32 protein-coding genes are annotated in these 24,538 nt (G+C 62.5%); 21 read left to right on the forward strand and 11 right to left on the reverse strand.

Features of this window, described 5'->3' with window-relative positions; all coding sequences use genetic code 11:
* Positions 1–160: 160 nt before the first annotated feature.
* The 3 genes from NKJ32_RS21700 to NKJ32_RS21710 form a co-directional block, all read right to left on the reverse strand.
* A complete protein-coding gene (locus NKJ32_RS21700; protein WP_352828914.1) occupies positions 161–706 on the reverse strand; it encodes a dihydrofolate reductase family protein in 546 nt (181 codons plus the stop codon).
* A gap of 102 nt (positions 707–808) precedes the next feature.
* A complete protein-coding gene (locus tag NKJ32_RS21705) occupies positions 809–1,444 on the reverse strand; it encodes a dihydrofolate reductase family protein (protein ID WP_352828916.1) in 636 nt (211 codons plus the stop codon).
* 315 nt (positions 1,445–1,759) lie between these two features.
* Positions 1,760–3,826, reverse strand: a complete 2,067-nt coding sequence (locus NKJ32_RS21710; RefSeq protein WP_352828918.1) for a N,N-dimethylformamidase beta subunit family domain-containing protein — start codon at positions 3,824–3,826, stop codon at positions 1,760–1,762.
* Positions 3,827–4,024: 198 nt separating this feature from the next.
* Between NKJ32_RS21710 and NKJ32_RS21715 the strand changes: the two genes are divergently transcribed.
* The 9 genes from NKJ32_RS21715 to NKJ32_RS21755 all read left to right on the forward strand — a co-directional run bounded on the left by NKJ32_RS21715 (position 4,025) and on the right by NKJ32_RS21755 (position 12,866).
* Complete coding sequence (locus NKJ32_RS21715) at positions 4,025–4,798, forward strand: SDR family NAD(P)-dependent oxidoreductase (protein ID WP_352784049.1); 774 nt, start codon at positions 4,025–4,027, stop codon at positions 4,796–4,798.
* Positions 4,799–4,878: 80 nt separating this feature from the next.
* Entirely contained in the window at positions 4,879–6,201 is a 1,323-nt protein-coding gene (gene hisD / locus NKJ32_RS21720; RefSeq protein ID WP_352623152.1) for a histidinol dehydrogenase, read from the forward strand.
* Between the two features lie 15 nt (positions 6,202–6,216).
* The gene (locus NKJ32_RS21725) at positions 6,217–7,239 is read left to right on the forward strand and encodes a zinc-dependent alcohol dehydrogenase (protein ID WP_352828920.1); all 1,023 of its coding nucleotides are present in this window, start codon (positions 6,217–6,219) and stop codon (positions 7,237–7,239) included.
* 31 nt (positions 7,240–7,270) lie between these two features.
* Positions 7,271–8,002, forward strand: coding sequence for a histidine utilization transcriptional repressor HutC (gene hutC, locus NKJ32_RS21730; RefSeq protein WP_023676188.1), 732 nt, complete (start codon positions 7,271–7,273; stop codon positions 8,000–8,002).
* Positions 8,003–8,227: 225 nt separating this feature from the next.
* Positions 8,228–9,229: an ABC transporter substrate-binding protein gene (locus NKJ32_RS21735; protein WP_352615287.1), complete on the forward strand. Its 1,002-nt coding sequence runs from the start codon at positions 8,228–8,230 to the stop codon at positions 9,227–9,229.
* A 97-nt stretch (positions 9,230–9,326) separates the two neighbouring features.
* Positions 9,327–10,124 carry an ABC transporter permease gene (locus tag NKJ32_RS21740; RefSeq protein WP_156937326.1) on the forward strand — a complete coding sequence of 266 codons (798 nt, stop codon included), beginning with the start codon at positions 9,327–9,329 and terminating at the stop codon, positions 10,122–10,124.
* Positions 10,125–10,134: 10 nt separating this feature from the next.
* Positions 10,135–10,917 (forward strand): ABC transporter ATP-binding protein, encoded by a 783-nt coding sequence (locus tag NKJ32_RS21745; protein ID WP_023676185.1) that lies wholly within the window; start codon positions 10,135–10,137, stop codon positions 10,915–10,917.
* A 204-nt stretch (positions 10,918–11,121) separates the two neighbouring features.
* Positions 11,122–11,523, forward strand: a complete 402-nt coding sequence (locus NKJ32_RS21750; RefSeq protein WP_352451006.1) for a YciI family protein — start codon at positions 11,122–11,124, stop codon at positions 11,521–11,523.
* 86 nt (positions 11,524–11,609) lie between these two features.
* Entirely contained in the window at positions 11,610–12,866 is a 1,257-nt protein-coding gene (locus NKJ32_RS21755; RefSeq protein ID WP_352828922.1) for an RNA polymerase sigma factor, read from the forward strand.
* Positions 12,867–12,953: 87 nt separating this feature from the next.
* Here the strand turns inward: NKJ32_RS21755 and NKJ32_RS21760 are convergent, their stop codons facing one another.
* The 4 genes from NKJ32_RS21760 to NKJ32_RS21775 all read right to left on the reverse strand — a co-directional run bounded on the left by NKJ32_RS21760 (position 12,954) and on the right by NKJ32_RS21775 (position 14,356).
* Positions 12,954–13,361, reverse strand: coding sequence for a PIN domain-containing protein (locus tag NKJ32_RS21760; protein WP_352623156.1), 408 nt, complete (start codon positions 13,359–13,361; stop codon positions 12,954–12,956).
* Positions 13,351–13,581, reverse strand: coding sequence for an AbrB/MazE/SpoVT family DNA-binding domain-containing protein (locus tag NKJ32_RS21765; protein ID WP_023676182.1), 231 nt, complete (start codon positions 13,579–13,581; stop codon positions 13,351–13,353). The genes NKJ32_RS21760 and NKJ32_RS21765 overlap by 11 nt, the downstream gene beginning before the upstream one ends.
* 107 nt (positions 13,582–13,688) lie before the next feature.
* Positions 13,689–14,117, reverse strand: a complete 429-nt coding sequence (locus tag NKJ32_RS21770; RefSeq protein WP_352623157.1) for a type II toxin-antitoxin system VapC family toxin — start codon at positions 14,115–14,117, stop codon at positions 13,689–13,691.
* Positions 14,114–14,356: a type II toxin-antitoxin system Phd/YefM family antitoxin gene (locus NKJ32_RS21775; protein ID WP_352468031.1), complete on the reverse strand. Its 243-nt coding sequence runs from the start codon at positions 14,354–14,356 to the stop codon at positions 14,114–14,116. The genes NKJ32_RS21770 and NKJ32_RS21775 overlap by 4 nt, the downstream gene beginning before the upstream one ends.
* A 262-nt stretch (positions 14,357–14,618) precedes the next feature.
* Here NKJ32_RS21775 and NKJ32_RS21780 point away from each other — a divergent pair, with 262 nt between their 5' ends.
* From NKJ32_RS21780 to NKJ32_RS21805, 6 genes are all read left to right on the forward strand, one after another.
* Complete coding sequence (locus NKJ32_RS21780; protein ID WP_023716560.1) at positions 14,619–14,942, forward strand: ArsR/SmtB family transcription factor; 324 nt, start codon at positions 14,619–14,621, stop codon at positions 14,940–14,942.
* On the forward strand, positions 14,939–15,349 hold the full coding sequence (locus tag NKJ32_RS21785; protein WP_352623158.1) for an SRPBCC family protein: 411 nt from the start codon (positions 14,939–14,941) through the stop codon (positions 15,347–15,349). The genes NKJ32_RS21780 and NKJ32_RS21785 overlap by 4 nt, the downstream gene beginning before the upstream one ends.
* 71 nt (positions 15,350–15,420) lie before the next feature.
* Positions 15,421–15,813 (forward strand): VOC family protein, encoded by a 393-nt coding sequence (locus tag NKJ32_RS21790; protein WP_023676178.1) that lies wholly within the window; start codon positions 15,421–15,423, stop codon positions 15,811–15,813.
* A gap of 87 nt (positions 15,814–15,900) precedes the next feature.
* Positions 15,901–16,131: a hypothetical protein gene (locus NKJ32_RS21795; protein ID WP_023716563.1), complete on the forward strand. Its 231-nt coding sequence runs from the start codon at positions 15,901–15,903 to the stop codon at positions 16,129–16,131.
* Between the two features lie 4 nt (positions 16,132–16,135).
* Positions 16,136–16,606, forward strand: coding sequence for a DUF1801 domain-containing protein (locus tag NKJ32_RS21800; protein WP_352623159.1), 471 nt, complete (start codon positions 16,136–16,138; stop codon positions 16,604–16,606).
* 91 nt (positions 16,607–16,697) lie between these two features.
* The gene (locus NKJ32_RS21805; protein ID WP_352623196.1) at positions 16,698–17,096 is read left to right on the forward strand and encodes a DUF1801 domain-containing protein; all 399 of its coding nucleotides are present in this window, start codon (positions 16,698–16,700) and stop codon (positions 17,094–17,096) included.
* Here NKJ32_RS21805 and NKJ32_RS21810 read toward each other — a convergent pair whose 3' ends face one another.
* Positions 17,097–18,005: a dihydrodipicolinate synthase family protein gene (locus NKJ32_RS21810; RefSeq protein ID WP_352623160.1), complete on the reverse strand. Its 909-nt coding sequence runs from the start codon at positions 18,003–18,005 to the stop codon at positions 17,097–17,099.
* Between the two features lie 240 nt (positions 18,006–18,245).
* Here NKJ32_RS21810 and NKJ32_RS21815 point away from each other — a divergent pair, with 240 nt between their 5' ends.
* From NKJ32_RS21815 to NKJ32_RS21840, 6 genes are all read left to right on the forward strand, one after another.
* Positions 18,246–19,343: a Gfo/Idh/MocA family protein gene (locus NKJ32_RS21815; RefSeq protein WP_023676173.1), complete on the forward strand. Its 1,098-nt coding sequence runs from the start codon at positions 18,246–18,248 to the stop codon at positions 19,341–19,343.
* An 11-nt stretch (positions 19,344–19,354) separates the two neighbouring features.
* Complete coding sequence (locus tag NKJ32_RS21820) at positions 19,355–20,014, forward strand: ThuA domain-containing protein (RefSeq protein ID WP_023676172.1); 660 nt, start codon at positions 19,355–19,357, stop codon at positions 20,012–20,014.
* Positions 20,015–20,161: 147 nt separating this feature from the next.
* The gene (uxuA, locus tag NKJ32_RS21825; RefSeq protein WP_023676171.1) at positions 20,162–21,361 is read left to right on the forward strand and encodes a mannonate dehydratase; all 1,200 of its coding nucleotides are present in this window, start codon (positions 20,162–20,164) and stop codon (positions 21,359–21,361) included.
* On the forward strand, positions 21,358–22,272 hold the full coding sequence (locus NKJ32_RS21830; protein ID WP_352623162.1) for a PfkB family carbohydrate kinase: 915 nt from the start codon (positions 21,358–21,360) through the stop codon (positions 22,270–22,272). Before uxuA ends, NKJ32_RS21830 begins: the two co-directional genes overlap by 4 nt.
* Positions 22,273–22,370: 98 nt before the next feature.
* Complete coding sequence (locus NKJ32_RS21835) at positions 22,371–23,153, forward strand: SDR family NAD(P)-dependent oxidoreductase (RefSeq protein WP_352623163.1); 783 nt, start codon at positions 22,371–22,373, stop codon at positions 23,151–23,153.
* 70 nt (positions 23,154–23,223) lie between these two features.
* A complete protein-coding gene (locus NKJ32_RS21840; protein WP_352623164.1) occupies positions 23,224–23,985 on the forward strand; it encodes a GntR family transcriptional regulator in 762 nt (253 codons plus the stop codon).
* Here the strand turns inward: NKJ32_RS21840 and NKJ32_RS21845 are convergent.
* From NKJ32_RS21845 to NKJ32_RS21855, 3 genes are read right to left on the reverse strand one after another with little or no spacing between them, the layout of a single operon-like run.
* On the reverse strand, positions 23,971–24,159 hold the full coding sequence (locus tag NKJ32_RS21845; protein WP_352623165.1) for a hypothetical protein: 189 nt from the start codon (positions 24,157–24,159) through the stop codon (positions 23,971–23,973). The genes NKJ32_RS21840 and NKJ32_RS21845 overlap by 15 nt on opposite strands.
* Before the next feature lie 8 nt (positions 24,160–24,167).
* A complete protein-coding gene (locus tag NKJ32_RS21850) occupies positions 24,168–24,296 on the reverse strand; it encodes a hypothetical protein (protein WP_280952094.1) in 129 nt (42 codons plus the stop codon).
* Between the two features lie 5 nt (positions 24,297–24,301).
* The gene (locus NKJ32_RS21855) at positions 24,302–24,517 is read right to left on the reverse strand and encodes a DUF2934 domain-containing protein (RefSeq protein WP_352623166.1); all 216 of its coding nucleotides are present in this window, start codon (positions 24,515–24,517) and stop codon (positions 24,302–24,304) included.
* Between the last annotated feature and the right edge of the window lie 21 nt (positions 24,518–24,538).

The following is a 24,538-nucleotide window of genomic DNA, read 5'->3' on the forward strand; positions in this document are numbered from 1 at the left end:
ATCAAGAGCGCAGATTTCTGACGGATCGCAGAGTCGGTTCTTTAGGGCGTGCAGAAAAGTTTGTGCTGCCGCGTCAACGCGTTACCATGGCTCAAAACGATCGAGTGGGAATGAGCTCAAATTCGGTCCGACGGACGTTAGGGTGTCGGGTGGGTTGTGATCAGGCGGGAACGTACGTCAACCTGATGGCGTCCTCGCCAACCCGGTCGCTGGCCACGAGACGCAGCGGTGGCCGCGGGCCGGCGAAGAATGCCTTGCCGCGACCAAGCACGATGGGACGGAAGTAGAGCCGGTACTCATCGATAAGGCCAAGCTCGGTCAGACTACCCGCAAGCTCCGGTCCGGCGACTTCGATCTCGCCCTCGTGTTCGGCTTTAAGCGCCCTAACGAACCCTTTGAGATCGTCGTCCACCAGCGTGGCGTTCGGCCCGACCGACTTCAGGGTGCGAGAGACGACCCATTTCGGCTGCGCCCGCCAGGCTGCCGCAAAGTCGCGCCCGACCTGGTCCTGTCCCGGCTGATCCTCGTCCCAATAGCGCATCACCTCGTACATGCGCCGGCCGTAGAGGCTGCCGGCGATCCCGCGCACATGGGCGTTGAAGTGGCGATGGAGCGCCTCGCCCGGCATCGGCAGCCCGGGCCTGCCCTCGGCGCCAGCGACATAGCCGTCGAGCGACTGCATCATTCCGAACACAAGCTTCGCCATGCACAGGCTCCTATCGATCGACGACGATCCGAAGGGATCGCATTCATTTATACCTCGCCCTCACTTCGTCGGTTCGTTGGCTGCACACATTCTCTGACGTGTTCACGTTGGCCGGTAAATCTGCGCCACCGCGCCCCCCGGGAAGGCTTTCGAGCTCACCAGCTTGAGAGACATCGGCGCGACCAGTTCGGAGAACAGCGGCAGGCCTTTGCCCAGCGCCACGGGGGCCACCGTCAGGGCGAGCTGGTCGACCAGTCCTTGGGCGACGAGACTCCGGGCGAAGCTCACTCCGCCGTGGGCGATGATCGGCTTGCCCTCTTGGGCTTTCAACTTCGCGACTTCCTCCGCCAAGTCACCGCTCGCCACATAGGCCTCCGCCCAACTTTCACCACCGGGCTGCAACTTTGCCGGCTGACCGGTTCCCGCGTTGACGGCGCGAGCCTCATCGAGCGCCGCCGACTTGCTCACCTCCCTCAGGATCTCCGGTCCCCGTCGTGAGAAGACGGCCTTGGGGATCTGGTTCATCGGCGCCGCGAACTGGTCGCAGGAGATCGGCCACCAGGCGGCCATGTCACGGAAGCTGCGGCTGCCCATGATGTGCAGGCTCGAGTTCCATATGAACTCTACGCCCCAGGCCTTCGCCTCTTGATCGGCGCCGAACATCCATGTGTTTCGGCCATCCAGGGCACTCACGAAGCCGTCGATCGATATGGACATCTTCAAGATCAGGTCTCTCATCGCTTCTTCCTTGCGCTGGTGAGACCCAAGGACGGGCCAGATCGGTCAGTTCCGACAATTCGTTGCGGGATAGTCCGACGACGCTTGCGCGCCGCCGAAGAAGGGATACCGAGCTTCCTTGCCTAGTCGGCGAGGGTGTCGTTGATGCCGCGCCAAATTCTGGTTCAGCGCCGTTTGTCAAAGCAGCGCACCTGAAGGTTGCGGCTGAGGCAACTGCCGTCCGCCAGGTGGCGAGAGGCATGTGAGACGAAGCTGGTGCACGCCGACTGATTTAATTCCCAAAACCGGATACGGGTCTTTCCGTAACGGCGCCAATCAGCTTATCGATTTTTCTCGGCCGGGTTCTCCTTTCGTGGCGCCGAGGCGAGTAAGCAGATTGAGCGTGATCCTGCCGACATCGTTCATGGCGCCTGCGGCTGGCAGCGCGCCGCACCAGGCAACCGAACTTGCGGAAAAGATCAAGCCGCCTGCTGCGAGCTTTCGCAGGGTCATTTCGGCGCAGCGGCGGGCGATGCGTTGCGTATCCCCGCCCTCATACCAGCGCGTCGGATCCTGGAAGAAGCTGTCGGGAAATCCCGTCGCACGCGCGATCACGACGGTGTCACCGGGAGTGCCGAGGGCTGGGTCCGTCGCATCCACTTCGTAGCCCGCGGCACCGCCCAGCACGATGCCGTCGGTGCCGAAGGTCGCATTTTCAACGCCTTCGAACAGCCATGCGCATCCTGCTTCATGGCTTTCCTCAGTGCGCGTGAAGGGGCGTGCGCCATCGAAACCCATCAATGAGATTGCACCGCCGATCAGCGAGAATTCGCCTCGGCCGCGGCAGCGGAGATAGCCGCCTAGTTCGTTGGTGATCGACAGCGCCTGATCGGCGACCGGGCCGTCCCAGGTGCGGCCGGCCTCCAGCGGCGAGCGCCGCAACTCCATCAGATCGTCCTTGAAAGCCACAGTGGCAGCAAAGCCGTTTCCGCCGAGATAGGCGATGCTGCCGCCTTCGGCTACAAACTGCCGCAGCGCCTGCTCCATCTCGATCGACATATATTCGGGATGACTGCCGGTGACGACGGCTTGATGTCGACGCAAACCGTCTATGCCGCATTCGTGCAAATCGTGATCGGTCATGACGTCAAACACGATTCCATTGTCGTGGCAGAATCGGAGGAAATGCAGATCGACCGGCAAATTGTGTGGGCAGCCGCAGAGCGGATAATCGTAATCGTCCCTGAGCGTCACTTTCGGCTTTTTGTAGGAGCAAATGGAAACACCGCTAAGGTCGGAATGGTAGTCGTAAAGGGATTTCAGATTGTTGGCGATCGCGAAGCGATGTCCGCGGTCGTCGCCTTTCCATTCATAAAGATGATCCGGGAGACATTCGTCCGCATAAGCGAGATAGGTCGCCGTCGGCACGAGATACAACAGCGGCGACGAAACCTGTGAAGAGGTGACGAAGAACACCACGCGTTCGTAGCCACCCTCCCATTCGACCTGGAACGCGTAGACGCCTGGGTGTGCGTTTTCAGGGATCGTCGTTTGGTGCGATGCCGGCCACTCAAGCGGGCCGATGTCGTCGTCGTGGCAATGGATAGCGTCGTAGTGCGACGGCACCAAGCGAGGCTCGAAGCTCGATCCGTCCCAGCGTGCCGAAGTCACGCAGAAGGCTGGCTGATTGATCACATCTAGGAGCAGCGGATCTGCTCCGCCCGACGACAGGATCGGTTGCGTTGCTAACAGCGTCGGGAAACTCCAGGCAACAGTCCCGTGTGGGGTGTCGAGCCGGATCGCAGCAAATTTCGCGTTGAGGGTAGGTTCGTGGTTGGTGGCACTTGCGCCGAAATGGATGCCGTGCGCCTGGAGGTTCCGCGCCGGGCCGCCAAAACCTTCATGGAGTTCGTAAGGCGCGAGAAGATCATGGGATTTGATGCGCAGACGCGATTGTTCCTGCCGCAGGTCCAACTCGACAGTGAGCCACACACCAGTTGGCGCCTTCTTCTCGACAGGGGTTTCGCCGCCGATTTCCACGACAAATGCGCCGTCGCGGAGGCGCAGCCCGAGGGCGCCTGCCTCCAGGATCGTGCGCGCACCTTCGTTGCGCGTGAGGAACAGCTCAAAACGTATGCCGTGGACGGCTTGTACTTTGGCCAGTTCGCCGGCTCGCACGAACAGGAACGACCCTTGGTCGAAATGCCGACGCCGTGCTTCACCTACCGTTTCGATGGGCCAGGCGAGAAATTCCGGAGCCGGCTTGTCGAGCCGGCAAATTCGTGTGGCCTTTATCGGCCGATCGCATGACAGGCTGAGCTTGATCCGCTGGCCTGTTTTGGCACTCCAGGGGGTGGTATAGCCAACCACGCTCATCGCGTCGTGGTCTACTGCGCGCTTCATCTATCCCTCCCGATGAACTCCAGATGGGCTGGGGCGAACCGCGTAGTCCGGTCCGATGTCGGCCAATGCGCTGCCGCTCTGACAAGCAAAGTTCCGCATGGCGCACTACAGCCATGATGTACATGCTTGTATAGATAAGCTGCATTCGGATAGTCTCGACGCGATCGGTCCAAGCGCGACATTACCAAGGAGGATGACATGCGCAACGCATCTCTCTTCGATCTGTCAGGCAGGAAGGCGCTTGTAACCGGCGCAAGCCGTGGCATCGGGCGCAGCATCGCCGAGGCGCTCAGCGCGGCCGGCGCCGACGTCGCGGTCACGGCGCGCAGCGTGGCCTCGCTCGAGAAGACGATGGCCGCCATCCGCACCGCCGGCGGGGTCGCGCATGCCATCGCCCTGGATGTCACCGATGTCGACCGCTGCCGGGCGGCGACAGCCGAGGCCGGCAGCCTGCTCGGAGGTCTCGATATTCTCGTCAACAATGCGGGGGTGGAAGAGGTCCGGCCTTCACTCGATGTCGACGAGGCCTTGTGGGACCGGATTGTCGATACGAATCTCAAAGGCGCCTTCTTCTGCGCCCAAGCCGCCGCGCGGCAGATGAGAGACGCCGGACGGCCCGGCGTCATTATCAATCTCTGCTCGCTGACCTCCGAGGTCGGGATTCCCACGGCGGTGCCGTACGGCTCGTCGAAATCAGGCCTCCTCGGCATGACGCGGGCGCTTGCAGCGGAGTGGGCCGATCTCGGGATCCGGGTCAACGCCATTGCGCCTGGCTATTTCAGGACAGCGATGACAGACGTGTTCTACAGCAACGAGGCATGGCAGCAATCGATGCTCGCCAAGATTCCGCAGCGCCGTTTTGGTGATCTCTCGGACCTGCACGGAATCGCGGTGTTCCTCGCTTCGGATGCGGCAGCCTACATAACCGGCCAGTCCATTCCCGTGGATGGAGGCTTTCTCGCATCGATTTGAAGGCTTCAGGGGCCGGAGACGTGTCCCAGAAGTGATCGACAAGCGCTAATCGTAATTGCGTTCTAAGAAAAGGAGCCGCCATGTCTGACGTCAGCTTCCACCGCCTGTCATCCCTCAGTGTCGATCAGCGGGCCAGTTTACTGAAACGCGCCGAAGGAGATCTGTCTTCCTTCATCGAAAAGGTCCGTCCAATCATCCAGGCCGTCAAGGATGAAGGTGACGCGGCACTGCTCCGGTTTACACGCGAACTCGACAAAGCCGATGTTGCCGACGGTGGACTGAAAGTTTCGGAAGCGGAGTTCGACGCGGCATTCGACAAGGTCGAGAAGGATGTCGTGGAGAGTATCCGGTTCGGCATCGAGAACATAAGGCATTTCCACGAGGAGCAGCGCCCGGAAACGATGTGGCTCAAGGAAGTTCGGCCGGGCGCCTATGCGGGCGACCGATACACACCGATTGCTTCCGTTGCGCTTTATGTTCCGCGCGGCAAAGGCGCCTTTCCCTCGGTGACGATGATGACCTCGGTTCCGGCGGTGATTGCCGGGGTTCCCCAGATCGCGATCGTGACGCCTGCGACTTCGGATGGTTCCGTCGACGCCGCGACGCTGGTTGCTGCCCGCCTCGCCGGCGTGGAGACCGTGTACAAGTGCGGCGGCGCCCATGCGGTCGCCGCCGTCGCCTATGGAACCGAGACCGTGAAGCCTGCCGTCAAGATCGTCGGGCCGGGGAGCCCGTGGGTGGTGGCGGCAAAGAGCGTGTTGTCCCCGATCATCAACACAGGCCTGCCCGCCGGTCCGTCCGAAGCGATCATTTTTGCCGATCACAGCGTCGACGGCGGCCTGGCTGCTCTTGATCTGTTGATCGAGGCCGAGCACGGGCCGGATTCCTCGGCCTACCTGGTGACGCACAGCCGCAAGGTCGCCGAAGCCGCGTTGATTGCGATACCGGAACACTGGTCCCGGATGAGCGAACAGCGTGTGGAGTTCTCGCGCGCGGTGCTGACTGGGAAACGCGGCGGCATCGTACTGACCGAGTCGCTGGAGGACAGCTACCGGTTCATCAACGACTATGCGCCGGAGCACCTCGAGATTCTGTCAACGGAGCCATTTGCGCATCTCGGACGTATCACGGAAGCTGCCGAGATCCTCATGGGTCCGCATACGCCGGTGACCCTCGCCAACTTCGTCCTGGGACCCAATGCGGTGCTGCCGACCAGCCGGTGGGCGCGAACCTTTGGACCGCTTTCCGTGACGGATTTCGTCAAGAGATCGTCGGTCGGCTATGTGACCTCGGCGGCCTATCCGGAACTCGCCCTGCATGCCCGCAGGCTCGCCCGCTACGAAGGGTTCAGCTCGCATGAGAACGCGGTTTCGGAGATCCGCGATCGCTATCTTGCCGGCTGAGCGGAAACGATGACGATGAGGGCGGCGCGACTCTATGGACCCGGCGACTTGCGCGTCGAGGATATCGCCGCGCCAGGCGCTCCCGAGCCAGGCTGGGTGAAGCTGAGGGTCGATGCCGCAGGCATTTGCGGTTCCGATCTTCACAACTTTCGCACGGGCCAATGGATAAGCCGGTCGCCTTCGACGGCTGGCCATGAGCTGACAGGCACGGTGATCGCCATCGGCGAGGGCGTGGACACCATCGCTGTTGGCGACCGAGTGGTCGCCGATTCCCGTTTCTGGTGTGGAGAATGCGCGCAATGCCATGCAGGCAGGCGGCATCTTTGCACGTCGCTGGGCTTTGTCGGCGAGATATGCGACGGCGGATTTGCCGAACAGGCGGTCCTGCCCGCGCGCCTCTTGCATACCGTCGATGCCGTGCTTGACGAACGGGTCGCGGCGATGGCCGAGCCGCTGGCTGTAGCGTTGCACGCAGTGCGGCGTCTGCCGAAAACGGCCGGTTCCGTTCTTGTCGGCGGCTGCGGGACCAATGGCGGGCGTGCCGCCCTGCGGCTTTGCCGGACATTGGCAGGTACCGTGCTCGTCGCCGACCGCAATCAGGGCCGCTGCGCCCGCGTGGCGCGTGTGACCGGCGCCAGCATCGTCGACTTGAACCGGGACGCCATTGCCGCCGCCACCGCGGATGCCCCCTTGCTCGCTGCCGTCGAAGCGACCGGCAGCGTCGCAGCACTCGGCCAGTTGCTCGGCGTTCTCGATGCCGGCGGCACCGTTGCGATGGTCGGCATATTCCATGGCCGCCTCGATATCGATCCCAACATTCTGGTTGAACGCGAAATAGCATTGCTGGGATGCCACGCCTTTGCCGATGAGCTTCCCGACGCCATCCGGATGCTCGGCGAATTGACCGAGCCCATGGTCGAACTGATCGACCGCGAGATTGGCCTGGATGATGTTCCCGCAGCCTATGAGCGGTTGTTGGCGGGACAGGGCGATGGTTTGAAAACAATCATCCGGATGCGGTCTGCCGGGCGCGTGTGATTTCCGAACCTTGCCGGAAAGGATTTTTGAAATGATCACTTTGCCCGACACCGCCAGCCCTCTTTACGAGAAGGTCAAGGACTACATCCTGACGAACATCGGAACGGGGCGATGGAGCAAGGACCGCAAGCTGCCGTCCGAAAATGAATTCGTGGCGACACTCGGCGTGTCTCGGATGACGGTCCATCGTGCCTTGCGGGAGTTGACCTCTGCGGGTTTTCTGATCCGGCTCCAGGGCGTCGGCACATTCATCGCGCCACCTCGACCGCAATCCGCACTGATCGAGATCAACAACATCGCGGCGGAAATTGTCGCGCGGGGAAACAGGCATCGCTCCGAGGTTATCGTCCTCGAAAAGATCATGCCGACAAAGGAGCTCGCGCTTTCGTTCGAGTTTGCAAAGCGCGTGTCGGTCTATCATTCCATCGTCGTCAACTTCGAGAACGACCTGCCTGTGCAATTGGAAGAGCGCTTCGTCAACCCGGGCCTGATACCCGACTATGACAAGCAGGATTTTTCCAGGACAGCGACCTACGACTACCTCATGCAGAAAACCCCGGTGACGGAGGTCGAGCACATCATCTCGGCGACCCCTGCCGATGCCGAGACGGCGCGGTATCTGGGCATCGACGTCGGCAGCTGCTGCCTGTTTCTGCATCGCCGGACATGGACGGGCGCCGTCGTTGCCACGATCAGCAAGCTGACTTACGTTGGCAGCCGCTACTCGCTTGGCAGTCGATATTCTCCATCCAAAAAAACCTGATCGCAGTGAAGCGAATCAGAGTCGGAAGGAGGGAGCTAACTTGTATATGCATGTATGTATTTAGCCTTGACATCCGCTGTTGCTGACGTTGAAGTGTCGTCGCACTTTCGTTGAACGGACAGCTAAGATGCCGAGGCACGGTGCCGCAAGAGCAGAAGCCCGCATTCTCACCAGGCCGGATGTTTGGTTCAAAAAAGCGGCCTGATCATCAAGGGGAACAAGATGATGCGTAACCTAGCAGGACAATTTCGGGCACTCGTTATGGCTGCTGCCGTCGGGTTTGCCCCGGCGGTCTACGCGGCCGACACGACAATTCCGGCGACGCCTGAGGCAGGAACGTTCAAGATAGGCATCGAGCCATGGCTTGGCTACGGCCAGTGGCACGTCGCCGAAGCCAAGGGTCTGTTCAAGGCAAACGGGCTGTCCGACGTGCAGATCGTGAACTTCGCCGAGGACAAGGACATCAACGCCGCCCTGGCGAGCGGCCAGCTCGATGCCGCCAACATCGCGACCCACACGGCTATGGGCATGGTAGCGGCCGGCCTGCCGGTAAAGATCGTGCTTCTGCTCGACGTCAGCATGACGGCGGACGCCATGATCGCCGGCAAGGACGTCGCCTCCGTCGCCGACCTCAAGGGCAAGCAGGTGGCTTTCGAGGAAGGCACGACGAGCGACATCCTGCTCAAATACGCGCTCGCCAAGAACGGCATGTCCATCGCCGATGTCCAGCCGGTTCCAATGCCGGCGGCGGATGCCGGCAGTGCGTTGATCGCCGGCCAGGTCCCGGTCGCGGTGACCTATGAGCCCTATCTCACCGCGGCCAGGGCACAGAACAAGGACGTCAAGCTGCTCTTCACCGCAGGCGAAGATCCCGGCCTGATCAGTGACGTGTTCGTGGTGCGCGATGAGGTGATCAAGTCGCGTCCCGGCCAGGTGCTTGCCATGATCAAGACCTGGGATGCGGCCCTGAAGGCTTACAATGCCGACACGCCCGACGGCCGGGCGATCATCTCCAAGGCGGTCGGTTCGAGCGTCGAAGACCTCAACACCGCCTTTGATGGCGTGCGATACTATACTCTCGCCGAAAACAAGGATGCGCTGACGGGCGAATTTTCCACCAAGACATTCGCCGATGTCGAGGCAGCCGCCAAGAACGCCGGGCTGCTTCAGGCGGACGTGACGCCGGAGCAGATGATCGACCCGTCATTCGTCAAGGCCGCGAAATGACGAGGGCCGGCTTGCGGTGGTGACGCAAATGTCCGAGCAGCGTGCGACCAAGCCAAGCCCGTCTCACGCAGCGCCGGGGCCGGTGATCAAACAGCCGATGCGCCGTCGCCGATCTTCCGGGATCGGCGCGCCCATCGCACGCTCGCGCTTCCTGATGATAGCAGTGGCGGTTTTTGCCGGCCTCGGTCTCGCCTGGTGGGCGGCAACGGGGCTGGGGCTGGTAAAGCCGATTTTCCTGCCCTCGCCGGGGAGCGTGGTGACCCAGCTCGGCAAGCTCTCGGGTGACGGCACGCTGTGGCTGGATGTCAGAGCCTCGATATACCGTATTTCCATTGGCTTCCTCATCGCCTCGGCATTGGCGATTCCGATTGGCGTGCTGATCGGCAGCTTCAGGACCTGGGAAGCGGCGATCGAGCCGCTTGTGGATTTTATCCGCTACATGCCGGTGGTCGCTTTCGTGCCCCTCTCCATCCTGTGGTCGGGGACCGGCGATGCCCAGAAGTTCCTGATCATCTTCATCGGCACCTTCTTTCAGCAGGTGCTGATGATCATGGACAATGTGAAGCGGGTTCCCGCTGATTTCATTGGCCTTGGCAGGACACTCGGCCTGCCGGATCGCAGGATCCTGACGCGCATCGTGGTTCCCAGCGCCTTGCCAGGCATCTGGGATACGTTACGCATCAGTCTCGGCTGGGCATGGACCTGGCTGGTGTTGGCGGAACTTGTCGCGGCGACATCAGGCCTCGGCTACCGCATCACCGTGTCCCAACGCTATTTCCAGACAAACACCATCATCGGCTACATCCTGCTACTGGGCGTGCTTGGCCTCATTACCGACCAGGTCATGAAGGCACTGGGAAAAGTGCTGTTCCGGCAGGAGGGCCACGTGCAATGAGGCCGGGCCGATGAGTTTGCCCAAATTGGGGATCAAAGGTCTCCACAAGAGCTTCGGCACGGGCGCGCGGCGCACGGAAGTGCTGCGCGATATCAATCTCGATCTTGCCGACAACGAGTTCGTCTCGCTGGTGGGCACGTCGGGTTGCGGCAAGAGCACGCTGCTGTCGATCGTTGCCGGACTGCAGGATTTCGACGCGGGAGATCTTGCCATCGATGGCGCGCCGATCCTGCAGCCGGGCCTCGACCGCGGCGTCGTCTTCCAGTCCTACACCCTGCTTCCCTGGCTGACGGCGCAGCAGAACATCGAGTTCGCGCTCAAGGCCGCGGGTCATGATCGCGCGACCTGCCGCAGGATAGCACGCGAGCATCTCGATCTGGTCAAGCTCCCGCACAGCGCCAATCGCTATCCGTCTGAGCTTTCTGGCGGCATGAAGCAACGGGTGGCCATAGCGCGTGCCCTTTCCTATCGACCCAAAATGCTTCTGATGGACGAGCCCTTTGGCGCGCTCGATGCCTTGACCAGGCATCAGATGCAGGAACTCCTGACGCAGATCTGGGAGGAGCACAGGCTCACCGTGCTCTTCGTCACCCATGATGTGGAAGAAGCCGTCTACCTGTCGGACCGCATCGTCGTGATGGGGATCGGCCCGGGACGCATCATGCAGACCTTCAATGTCGACATCGAGCGCCCGCGCCGGGAAGAGGTCATGGAAACCCCGGCCTTCATGGATTTGCAGCGCAGCGTGCACAAGGCGATCCGCGAGGCCTCAAAACGTCCCGAAATGGTTTAGGCGAGCCACTCAATTACTTACAATCGGCGACCAGCGTTGCGCCCAATCTCGATATCGCGCCATCGCGATTCCTGACCAGACGAGCCGCGATCGGCGGCTTTCTCCTCAACCTCGAAAAAAATTTGCAGGACAATGTCGATTTCCTAAACTCCGTTCGTCGTTTCGATGCCGGCCGGTGAGTCCGGCTCAACAAGGAGACAGACGATGCGTGTGATGGTGCTCGTGAAGGCTACCGAGGACAGCGAAAAGGGCTTTGTCCCCACGCCCGAGGCGAAGGAGGCGATGGAGGCGATGGGCAGGTTTAACGACGAGCTGCGCAATGCCGGCATCTTGCTCGACGCCGATGGCCTCAAGCCCTCCTCGCAGGGCAAGCGCGTTGCGTTCGATGGTCCCCGCCGGACGGTCATCGACGGGCCTTTCGCCGAGACCCGCGAACTGGTCGCCGGCTTTTGGCTCTGGGAAGTCAAGGACATGGACGAGGCGGTCGCCTGGGTGAAGCGCTGCCCCAATCCCATGCCGGGACCGAGCGAGATTGAAATCCGGCCGCTGTACGAGATGGCTGATTGGCAATGGGAATCTGACGCCGGAGGTCGCGGAAATCCATGACCGGGCGCGTGAGAAGCTCAGCGGCAACTGAACCTGTCGGCCGCAACCTGCTTTGCCTTCGTTATGGCTTTGGCCGATAAGGCAGCATGACGGCAGGCGAGACGCAGCAGGCGATCGAGGCGATTTTTCGCATTGAACGAGCCCGGCTCATCGCGGGCCTGGCCCGCATCGTGCGCAATGTCGATCTTGCAGAGGAACTGGTGCAGGACGCCCTGGTCATAGCCTTATCCGAATGGTCCAGGACCGGCGTTCCGGCCAATCCCGGCGCTTGGCTGATGACGGTCGCCAAACGCCGCGCCATCGACGCGATCCGTCACGACAAGATGCGCGAGCGCAAGCATGAGGAGATCGCGCGGGAGCTGGACGGCGAGTGCGATGGTACGGCCGAGGGAAACGAAATGGCCATGAACGACGATCTTGGCGACGAGCTGCTGGGCCTCATCTTCACAGCCTGCCACCCCATACTTTCGGCCGACGCCCGCGCGGCGCTCACGCTGCGTGTCATCGGCGGCCTGACGACAGACGAGATCGCCCGTGCTTTCCTGTCGAGCGAGGTGACGATCGCCCAGCGCATCGTCCGCGCAAAGAGGACGATCGGAAAGGCCGGGCTCAGCTTCGAGGTGCCGCGCGGCGCCGAGCGTGCGGCGCGTCTGTCCTCGGTGCTGGAGGTCATCTATCTCATCTTCAATGAAGGCTATGCTGCCACGGCAGGCGACGACCTTGTCCGGCCGAGCCTGTGCCTGGAGGCACAACGGCTGGGCCGCATGCTGGCGGGTCTGATGGCCGAGGATGCCGAGGTGTTCGGCCTGCTGGCTCTAATGGAAATCCAGGCATCGCGCCTGCCGGCACGCATCGGGCCGGACGGCGCCCTCTTGACCCTGACCGAGCAAAACCGCGCGCGCTGGGACCAGCTGCTGATCCGCCGAGGCCTTGACGCGCTGGCCCGTGCCGAAGCCCTCGGGGGCGATGGCCCCTATGGGTTGCAGGCCGCGCTTGCAGCCTGTCACGCGCGGGCGCGCAGTCCGGCCGATACCGATTGGCCCCGTATCGCAGCGCTCTACGACCGGCTGCGTGCAGTGATGCCCTCGCCGGTGGTCGATCTCAATCGCGCGGTCGCCCACAGCATGGCCTTCGGGCCCGAAGCGGGCCTGCGGCTGGTAGACGAGATTGCCGACGCCGCCGCCTTGCGCAATTATGCGCCATTGCCGGCGGCGAGGGGCGATTTTCTGTTTCGGGCCGGCCGGCTGACCGAGGCCCGCGCCGAATTCGAGGCTGCGGCCAAGCTCACCCGCAACGTGCGCGAGGCGGCCTTTCTCCTCGCCCGCGCAGACGCTTGTGGTTGACAGCATCGCTCTCCGTGCCGGACGCGCCGCTCGGCAACATCTAAAGCCGCCAGTTCGCTCTCGGCCAGCTCCCTTCAATGAGCGCGATCAGCTCGCAACGCGAAAGGGATTAACGATGCGCAGGCCTTCGTCGAGCGCGATTCCGTGCTGCATGTCCTCTGACCAGAGTGTATCGCAGCCAGCGTGAACCGCCGCGGAGGCGATCATCGCGTCATAGGTGGAAAGGCCGTACCGCTCGGCGAGCCTCAATCCTGTTTCGTGGGTCTCGAGCGTGAGCGGATGAACCGTCAACAGGCCGCGCAGCGTGGTCAGCAGCGCATGCGTGTCGTCCCATGACATTTGCATCTTCCGACGCGCGACATTGGTGAGTTCATTGAGAACCTGCACGCTGATCGCCCCGCCATCGGCGATGACCGCCTCGGCCCGATCCGCCTTCGCCGTGTCGCCTGACGCGATATAAAGAAGGACATTGGTATCGAAAAAACTAACGGGCATTTGCCTCGTCCCGATCGAATTTGAAGTCAGCGGGAAGCCGACCGCGGAAGGCGCGGAGACGCTTCAGCAACTCCTCACGCCCGGGCTTCCGCGCGACGCCAAGCTGGCGGGCGTCAGCGACATGGATTTCGATCTCATCGCCTTCCCTGAGTTCAAGCGCTTCGACCACAGCGGCGGGAAGGCGGACCGCAAGACTGTTTCCCCATTTGGCGACCTGCATGCCACTTCCTCTCTTAGATATACGCTGGAAGAAATGTATATCCACAAGTCGTCAAGGTCAAGAATTGCAGCCAATCGGTTTATTCATTTTGGAGGAGAGGGCCTCGATCATGCCAGCAACTGCGTCGGCACGCCGAGAATCGGTCCTGCCTCGGCGAGCCGCTGGTCGAGGGTCCACACCGTGGCGCCATGCTCCGATGCCGTCGCGAGGTGCAGGGCGTCGCCAGCACGAAGCCCGAGCATATGCTGATCGGCGAATTTCGCGGCGACCCGAAAATGCCCGCCCGTCACCGGCAGCACGGTGAAGCTCTCAGCGACAAGCTTATTGAACATCGCGAGCGCTGCCGCGCGTTGCTCCAGGTCGATCTGTCCGGTCCGAAGCTTGATCGCCATGGCGGAGGACATCTCGGTGATGGTCCAGTCGCTGATCACAAGTTGCGCTGGGTCCTGCTCCGCCAGCCAGCCCTGAACGCGCGCGGTCGTGGCTTCGTTGGATAGCGCCGCGATCATCAGCGAAGTATCGAGATAGGACGTCAATAGCGATCGCCATCTCGCATCGATCGCACCAGATCGGCGGCAGCCTGAGCCTGCAGAGGCATGGTTGCGGTCAGGGATTGGAGCAGGACGGCGTCGATCCGTTTGCGAGGGCGGGCCACGGCCGTGAGCCTGGCGACCGGCTTGCCACGCCGGGTTATGTCGATCGAGTCTCCAGCTTCAACCCGGTCGACGAGCTCACTCAGATGTGCCTTGGCGTCCGCCAGATTGACCGCGTCCATGTCACGCTCCTGACCATGTAGATAGTCATATAGCGCATCACACTTGACGATTCCAGCGCAGAGTACTTTGGCACACCAGGCTGCCCCCAGGTCAGCGACTGTCGCGGCGCGCGACCATTTTCTCGTTCCACTTCTTGAAGCAGACCGCTGTGTGAGCGAAGCAGGTGATCGCTCCTGCAACGAGAATTATCCGCTTCCCGCTTGACTCACACATATCCCGGTGGTTATACATCGATCAATAGCCGAAGGGTTATCGATCCCAATGCCAAACGCTCACGATGTACTCTTCAGAACGCTTGCCGATCCGACTCGGCGCGCTATTTTTGAGCGGCTGTGTCGCGAAGGAGAGCAGACGGTCGGGGCTCTGACGGCTCAGGCCGGGATCTCGCAACCGGCCGTGTCAAAACATCTCGGCGTTTTGAGGCAGGCCGGGCTCGTGCGCGACCGCCATGCAGGGCGACAGACCCATTATAGCGCGCAGCTTGCTGCGCTTGCCCCCCTGATTGACTGGACAAGCCAGATGACCGGGTTCTGGCAGAGCCGGTTCGACGACCTCGAAGACCTGCTCAAGAGGATGGACCAGTGAACGAAATGGCGACCGAAACGCTCTCCGTCATTGTCGAACGGGAAATCGCTTATCCGCCCGAGAAGATCTGGCGCGCGCTCACGCAACCACACTTGATCGAGGAGTGGCTCATGAAAAATGACTTCAAACCTGTCGCGGACCACCGTTTCAATCTTCACGCAGACTGGGGCTCTGTCGAATGTCAGGTGCAGACGGTCGAGCCGAACAGAACACTGACTTACACGTGGGATACCAAGGATCTCAAGAGTGTCGTCTCCTGGACCCTCACCCCCACGAGCACCGGAGCCCGCTTGCGCATGGAACAGTCGGGCTTCCGGCCGGATCAGCAGCCTTACTTCCGGGGTGCCAAAGTCGGCTGGCCGAGGTTCTTTGACGATCTGGAGCAGGTTCTGGCGCGGACGGACTGAGATCCGCTGGGCTGTCCAAGCAAGGGCTCTGTTACAGAGCGACATCACGAGGCGATAATGGAGGCAAGCCAATGAAGATCAAGTTGGCCAAAGTATACGTGGACGACCAGGAAAAGGCACTGGGCTTTTACACCGAAACGCTCGGCTTTACCAAGAAGGCCGATTTCAGCAATGGGCCGTTTCGCTGGCTGACCGTTGGATCACCCGACGAGCCGGACGGTGCCGAGCTGCAACTCGCGCTCAATGACAACCCCGCGGCAAAGACCTACCAGCAAGCCATTTTCCAGCAGGGCCAGCCCGCGGTCATGTTCTTCACCGATAACGTCAAGGGCGACTACGAGCGCATAAAAGCGCGCGGCGCCGAGTTCACGATGCCGCCGACCGAAGTAACCGGCTCGACCATCGCCCAGCTGAACGACAACTGCGGCAATCTCGTTCAAATCACCCAACTGGCGCGCTGGTAAAGCATGCGTTCAGTGGCGTGGCTGCCCGGCGGGAGTCGCCAAACGGGCCGCCCGATCCGCTTCGGTTCGTCTTCAGAGGAGGTCTCAATGGATTGGAACAAATGGGTTCGGCAGATCCACCGCTGGCTGTCGATTATCTTTGCGGCGGTCGTCGCCGCCATCTTCATCAGCCTGGGAGCAGGCAAGGAACCCGCCTACTGGGTATACCTCTTGCCGCTGTTTCCACTCGGCTTGCTCCTGCTTACCGGTCTGTACATGTTCGTGCTGCCTTACGCGCCCAAGTGGCGCAACGCAGGGGGCACCGGCGCATTGGAGTGAACGCATGGCCAACAAGACGTCCATCAAGTCAGCGGCGGTCGCGAAGAAGCCCGCCGCCAAGCCTGCAGCCGCCAAGCCGGTCCTCCTCGCAGGCGGCAACCCGCAGATCCCGAAGGGTGATGGTGACGCTCCTGTGCAGGCCTACATCGCGGCCATGCCGGGCTGGAAACGCGACGTCGGCCGCCGCCTCGACGCACTCATCGAGCGCAACGTTCCCAACCTGCGCAAGGCCGTCAAATGGAACTCGCCCTTCTATGGCGTAGAGGGTCAAGGCTGGTTCCTCAACTTCCATTGCTTCACAACGTACATCAAGCTGGCTTTCTTCCGCGGCACGTCGCTGCATCCTGTCCCTCCAGGCGAGTCCAAGCACAAGGACGTGCGCTACCTCGACATCCGCGAGGACGACCAGCTCGACGAAGCTCAACTCACCGACTGGGTAAAGCAAGCCAGCCAGTTGCCTGGCGAGCGAATGTGAGTGGAATGCCAGTCATTCCCGCAAACCCGGTGCCGACTAGCGGTATTCATGTGACGGGCGAGCGGCAACAACCCTAGGAAAAGCGACAATGATGATGAAGAGTGGCTCTATGGAAGGAAATGCAGAAAGCTCTCCCTCTCAGCTGATAGATGCGAGGATCAGTGAGCTGGGCGATTGGCGAGGCAAGACGCTTTCCCATATCCGCGCTCTCGTCAAGCAGGCTGACCCGGAAGTGGTCGAGGAGTGGAAGTGGCGAGGCGTTCCGGTGTGGTCGCACGCCGGAATAATCTGCACCGGCGAGACCTACAAGAACGTCGTGAAGGTGACCTTCGCAAAGGGCGCCTCCCTGCCGGATCCTTCAGGCCTGTTCAACTCCAGTCTCGAAGGCAACACCAGGCGCGCCATCGATATCCGTGAGGGCGAAGATATAGATGAGAATGCGTTCAAGGCGCTGATACGCGCTGCTGCCGCCCTGAACACGGCCCGATAGTCAGCTCCGGCCGATATGGTCGGCTAGCGGGCCGAGAGCGGCGAGCAAAGCTTCGCCGGTGGCTTGCGTCGCGTTCTCATGCGGCGCGCGCAGGTTCAGCCAGCGTCTGCCGCCGGACCGTACCGCCAGCACTGCCTTCATCGCGGAGATGAGGCCGGCGTCCTGGATGATTTTGCGGAACGCCTTGATGGCGGCATCCGCGTCAGTAATGTCCTCTCCCGCCAGTGCTGCGTCGTAGAGGGCCCGGATCGCTGCGGCATTTAGATTGACCGTCGCCGAGATGCATCCCGCAGCACCGTTGGCGAGGCCTTTCGTCAGCTGTGCTTCCGAGCTCGGGAACACCGCGACCCTTGGGGCTGCCGCAATGACCGCCGCGGTGTTGTTCCAATCGCCGGCGCTGTCCTTGTAAGCCACCACGACATCCGGAAACGCTTGGCTCAAGCGGGCGGTCAGCGGCGGGCTCACCGGTACGCCGGAATTCTGCGGGATGTGGTAGAGGATCATCCTCATCGCCGGGTTCGCCACCCGTTCGATCAGCTCGCCATAGTAGCGGGCCTGTCCGTTGTCGCCGGCGGCCGTATAGAAGAACGACGGCAGCACCATCACCCCGGCACAGCCGAGCCCGACGGCATGCGCCGTCAGCTCGACGGTCTCGGCAAGTGCTGTGACACCGGTGCCGGGCATCAGATGGCTTGGCGAAATGCCGGCCTCGACCAGCCACTCCAGCGCTTGCATGCGCTCGCGCAACGAGACGGACAAGGCCTCGCCCGTGGTACCGAACGGCGACAGGAAATGCGCTCCCTGATCCAGCACCCATTTGGCGTGGGATATCCAGAGATCGCGGGCGATCCGGCCGTCGTTTTCGAACGGCGTCAGGATCGGTGCGATGGTTCCTTGTGGGCGGATCATTTGCGTCCTTCTAAAGCCGGCATCAAAAATGTCGAGCAAGCTACATGAAGCAATGTTGCTGAGTACCGGCCGTTCGACCTCGAAAGCAAGCGGCTCGCGCATAGGCGCGCGATTGTGATCGGGCGGCGGTTCTGAGGCTCTCGAGGTATATCCTTGTCACAGGATAACGTCGTCTGGCCGAAAGGGGGGTGACAAACGAGTTCTGCTGTTTCATCAATGCCGCCTTTTGAGGAGAAGCCCATGCGGAGGATCGGTGTCGGCATTATCGGCTGCGGCAACATTTCGGATGCCTATCTGAAGGCATCGCCACAATTCCCGGTGCTCGACATTGTCGGCGTCGCCGACATCAACCGGGCGGCAGCCGAGGCGAAGGCAGCGGCCTACGGCCTGGCTGCCATGCCGGTCGACGCGCTGTTGGCCGATCCGCGCGTCGAGATCGTGCTCAATCTGACGACGCCGCAGCATCATGTGCCGGTCGGCCTGCAGGCTGTCGGGCAAGGCAAGCACGTCTATTCCGAGAAGCCGCTGGCAACGACGCTCAGCGACGCCGAGCGGCTGGTCGCGGCGGCGCGCGAACAGGGCGTGCGCGTCGGCTGCGCACCCGACACCTTTCTTGGCGGCTCCCACCAGACGGCGCGGCGGCTGGTCGATGAGGATACGGCTGGGACCATTGTCGCCGGCTCTGCCTTCATGCAGGTGCCCGGCCACGAGCTCTGGCATCCCAATCCGGATTTCTACTATCAGCCCGGCGGTGGGCCAATGCTCGACATGGGACCGTACTATCTGACCTGCCTGGTCAATCTCCTGGGTCCGGTAAAATCCGTGACCGGGCAGGCGAAGTCTTCCTACGCCACCCGCACCATCGGTTCTGGACCGCGCCAGGGCGAAACCATCCGGGTCGAGGTGCCGACCCATATTTCCGGCCTGCTCGCATTCGAGAATGGCGCCGCGGTCTCGATCACCACCAGCTTCGACGTCTGGAAGCATGAACACAATCACATCGAACTTTACGGAACCAAGGGCTCGATGATCGTCTCCGATCCCAACCAGTTTCAGGGCGACATCAGGACCAGCCAGCGCAAGGGCGACTGGACGGTGGCCGATCAGATCCATTCGTATGGCGACGGCAATTACCGGGGCCTCGGCCTTGCCGACATGGCGCAGGCGGTCGTCTCGGGCAGGCAACACCGCGCCAGTCTCGATCTTTCCCTCCATGTCCTGGAAATCATGGAATCGATCATCTCTTCAGCAGAGATAGGGCAGGGTATCGATCTCAGATATCGCTGCGCCCGGCCGGCGCCGATGCGCGCCGACCTGCCTTTCGGAATTCTGGAATAGGGAATAATGCGATGAGCAAGACGGCACTGATTTTCTGGGGCGGCTGGGAAGGTCACACCCCGGCCCGAAGCGCCGAAATCGTCAAGGAGATGCTGGCCGGCAACGGCTTCGACGTGCAGCTGGAGCAGGGGACTTCGGCACTTGCCGATCCGCAGCTGGACAAGCTCGATCTCATTGTCCCGGTGATCACCATGTCGACAATCGAAAAGCCGGAGCTGCAAAACCTGACCAGCGCCGTCGGGGCCGGCACCGGCCTTGCGGGCTTTCACGGCACTATGTGCGACAGCTTCCGCAACGAGCCGGAATACCAGTTCATGACCGGCGGCCAGTGGGTCGCCCATCCCGGCAACATCATCGACTATCACGTCGACATCACCAGGCCAGGCGATCCGGTCATGCAGGGCATCGACGGCTTCGCCTACCGTTCAGAGCAGTATTACATGCATGTCGATCCGACCAACGAGGTGCTGGCGACGACTACTTTCACCGGCGAGCATCTCGATTTCATCGCCGGCGTCGTCATGCCGGTTGTCTGGAAGCGCCGTTACGGCAGGGGCCGCGTCTTCTACAGCGCGCTCGGGCACACCGCCGACGAGTTCGCCGTGCCGCAAATGCGCACGATGTTCGAACGCGGCGCGATTTGGGCCAGCCGAAACTCGGACCTTGGATAGCCGTTCAATCTGAACGCCACGTATCGTTGTAATCTCTCATAGGGCGGCCACCCGAACGCGGACACAGGCACTGGACTGCGGCAATTGACTGCCATGGTAGCATCCAATACTTGTAGTCTCATCGAAAATTCCGTAGCTGGAGGTCGAATGAAGCAGACGTGGCGATGGTTTGGTCCGAGTGACGCGGCAACGCTTGCCCACGCAAGGCAGGCCGGCGCAACCGGCATCGTGACGGCATTGCACGACATCCCTTACGGCGAAGTCTGGCCGATCGACGCCATCAGGCAGCGCCAGGGGCTTATCGAGGCGGATCCGGCGATGGGCCTCAAATGGAGCGTCGTCGAGAGTGTGCCCGTGCACGAGGACATCAAGCTCGGCCGCGGCGATCTCGACCGGCTCTACGACAATTTCAGGCAGACCTTACGCAATCTCGGCGCCTGCGGTGTGCGCACGGTCTGCTACAACTTCATGCTGATCCTCGACTGGACCCGGACCGACCTGGCTGCGCCGCTGCCGGGCGGCGGACGGGCGCTCCGGATGAACATGCACGAGCTTGCCGCGTTCGATTGCTACATGCTGCAGCGCAAGGGATCTGAGCGCGACTATGCGTCCGATGTTCTCCAGCGGGCGAGCGAATGGTTCGAGGCGACGCCGGATGCGTCAAAAGAGCGTCTGCTTGCCAACATCATGGCCGGCCTGCCGGGCGCCTTCAAGCGCTATGACATAGCGGAATTGCGCGAAGTGGTGGCCGAGCAGTCGGGCCTGTCGCACGACCGGCTGCGCGAGAACGTCGTCCGGTTTCTCGAAAACGTGCTGCCGGCGGCCGAAGAGGCGGGCGTCACGTTGGCGATCCACCCGGACGATCCGCCGCGCGATCTCGTCGGCCTGTGCCGGATCGTCAAGAACGCCGACGACATCGCCCTTATCCTGGACGCCGTGCCATCGGCCCATAGCGGCCTCACCTTGTGCACGGGGTCGCTGGGCGCCAACCCGGCCAATGACGTGCCCGCCATCGCCAGGCGCTTTGCGCACAAGATCAACTTCGTGCATCTGCGCAACGTCAGCAAGGACCCGGACGGCTCGTTCATGGAATCCGAGCATCTGAGCGGCGATGTCGACATGGTCTCGGTGGTTTCGATCTTGCTCGACGAGCAGCAACGCCGCCGCGACGCCGGGGAACCGGCGGCGCTGCTGCCGTTTCGCCCGGATCATGGCCACGAGCTGATCGATGACGCCGCGCGGCACACCCATCCCGGCTACCCCGTGATCGGCCGTCTTCGCGGCCTTGCCGAATTGAGAGGCGTGATGACGGCGATTGCCCATCAGCGCGGCTACCGGCTGCAATGACGGCGCCCCGCCTGCTCTGCGTCGGCGCGCTCACCTACGACACGATCTTGCGCCTCGATGTCCTGCCCTCCGGCGCCGGCAAGTTCCTGCCAAGCGAGGCCGTGCAGATCGCGGCCGGCATGGCAGCAAGCGCGGCCGCGTCGGCCAGCCGCCAGGGCGGGCAGGTCTGGCTATGGGCAAGCGTCGGCGACGATGCTGTCGGCCGCGATGTCATCGCCCAGATGGAGGCGGAGCGGGTCGACTGTTCGCTGGTGCGCAGGGTTGAAGGTGGCCGCTCGGCCATTGCCACGATCCTGGTCGATGCCGCCGGCGAGCGTATGATTGTGCCCTTCTACGATGCAGTCACGCAAGCCGATCCTGACCGTCTTCCGCCCGCGGATTTTTCCCGCTTCGACGCCGTGCTGGTTGATGTCCGCTGGCCCGGAGCCGCGGCCCTGGCGCTGGCGAAGGCTCGCGAGTGCGGCATCCCGGCGATCCTTGACGCCGATGTCGCTTCGCGACCGGTGCTCGACCGGCTGCTGCCGCTCGCCTCGCATGTCGTTGCTTCGCTGCCGGCGGCACGCATCCTTTGCGGTCCGGAGATATCCGCCGGTTCTGCCGTCGCCATTCTCGGCGAACGGACCGGCGCCTTCGTGGCGGTCACCGATGGCGCGAACGGCACCGTGTTCCGCTACTCGGGCAGCAATGACGTCCGTCATCTGCCGTCGCCGCGGGTCGAAGCCGTCGACACTCTGGCGGCAGGCGACGTGTTCCACGGCACCTTCGCTCTCGGCCTGGCCGAAGGTTGGGACGAAGAGCGGGCGATAGCAGTGGCCAGCGCCGCCGCCGCCCTGAAATGCCTGCGCTTTGGCGGACGTCTTGGCGCACCGACGCGCGCGGAAACGCTGGCTTTCATGCAAGGAGCGACATGATGCCGAACACGCTTGGGCCGGCTCGGTGGAAAGAGCACGTCAAGTGGCGCCCGTCGACTACCATGGCAGTCGCTGCGCAACTGTTCGAGGGAGGATAAATGGCTGAGTTCAAAAAACGCGCACTGGTCACCGGGGCGGCCATGGGCATCGGCCGTGCTGTCGCCGAAAGACTGGCCGAGCAAGGCGTCGACCTGATCCTGTTCGACCGGGCGGGCGATCAGTTGGATGAGGTAGCGGCGCAGCTTTCGGCGAGCGGCGTGACCGTGCACACCGTGCTTGGCTCGACCGCCGACACTGAGGCCTGTGGCCGCGCCGTCGAGCTTGCCCGGTCCGCGTTCGGCGGGCTCGACATGCTCTCCCACAATGCCGGCATCCAGCGTTACGGAACGGTGGAGACCACGGACGAGGCGCTTTGGGACGAGGTGATGAACGTCAACCTCAAGGCTGCCTACCTGCTCTCCCGCGCGGCGATGCCGCTGCTGCGGCAAAGCCGCGGCGCCATCGTCCATATGAGCTCGGTGCAGGGTCTGGCCAGCCAGGAAGGGGTTCTGGCCTACAGCACGGCCAAGCACGGCCTGATCGGCCTGGTCAAATCGATGGCCGTCGACTATGCGCCGCTCGGCGTGCGCGTCAATGCCGTCGCTCCGGGTGCGGTCGACACGCCGATGCTGCGGGATGCGGTGAAACTCAACGATAAGCCCGACGAGATCCTGCGCATCCTCGACAATATGCATCCGCTCGGCCGTACCGCCCGGCCGCAAGAGATTGCCGCAGTCGTCGCCTTCCTGCTGTCCGACGATGCCTCCTTCGTCACCGGCGAGGTCGTACGCGTCGATGGCGGCCTGCTGGCGCGCATCGGCGGTTCTCCGCGCAAGGAATAACCTCGGCGCTGCTGCTTGCGCAGGCATTTCATGAACGGCTTGAAGCTGCAGAGCCTATAAGGGGTCGCCGATGGCAGGGCTTTTGGGAATGCGGACCATCACCGAGGGGCGGTTGGGCGAAACCGGCCCCGGCGTATCGGTCGCGGCGAGGACGTTCGAGGTTCTGCTCGACCAGATCCTGACCTTCCGTCTGAAGCCGCATGAAGTGATCTCGGAAAAGGCGATGTCGGAAGCCCTCGGCGTGAGCCGCACGCCGGTCAGGGAGGCGCTCGCCCGGCTGGCCGGTCTTGGCTTGATCGACATTTATCCGCAGCGCGGCAGCATGGTGGCCCCGCTCCGGATCGCCGATCTCGAAAAATCGCAGTTCCTGCGCGAATCGCTCGAAGTCGGCCTGATCAAGCGTGCGGTCGAGAGCCCGCGTCGCGCCGACCTGCTCGCCATGCTGAAAGGCGAACTGGCCGTCCAGGAGACGTTCGCCTCCATCGCGGACGACAGGCGCTTTTTCAAGTCGGACGAGCTGTTCCACCAGCATATCGCCAGCCATGCCGGCTTCCCCGGAATCTGGGCCGACATCAGCGCGGCGAAGCTGCACATGGACCGCTTCCGTTTCCTGTCTTTCCCGCGCCTCGACAGCATGTCGGTGGTTCTCGGCCAACATCGGCGGATTGTCGATACGCTCGAGCAGGCCGACGCGCTTGCGGCGGAAGAGGCGATGCGAACGCATCTTCGCCGCATCTTCGAGGTGCTCGAAATCGTCCAGGAGCGCTATCCCTATTATTTCGAGGCAAACGGCAGTGTGAGCCCGCTTTCGGCCGGCTCAATCCAAGCTTGAGCCTTTCTTGCGCGCTTCCGAAGGCGTCTTGGTCTTGCTGCCGGATTTGTCGGAAGCTGGCTCGGCTTTGCGATTTTGACCCTCGCCGCCTTGCTCCTTGCGGAGCTGCTTTTCCACTATCGATCGCGATCCTTCTGCCGGGTCTTGTTCAGGATGAGTATCGGTTCCCGTCATGTCGGCTCCTATCCATTTTGATCAATTGCGTGCGGCGTGGGCTGACCTCCGCCGCCGGTTCTGTCGCGCCCGATCATCAGCCAGGCGGCGAACAGCACGACCAGTACGACCACGATCCAGGCGACGAAACGAGGCATCGGCCTCATGTCCCTCGCCGCCGCTTACTGCCACGCGCCTCGGGACTGGAGCCGGCCCCGACCGTTGGATCGGGCACGACCGGACCGCGTTCGGCCTCGGAACCCTCAGCTTCGATCTCCTGCACGGCCTGATCCCAATGCTCGCGCTCGCGTCCTTGGGGACGGCCTTCACGCTCCCAGATCTCATGGGCTCGCTGCCTGATACGCTCTTCCCTGTCCATGACTTTTGCCTCCTCATCCCC

The organism is Mesorhizobium sp. M0159 (genome assembly GCF_040322295.1).
In the GTDB taxonomy this organism is placed as follows: Bacteria; Pseudomonadota; Alphaproteobacteria; order Rhizobiales; family Rhizobiaceae; genus Mesorhizobium.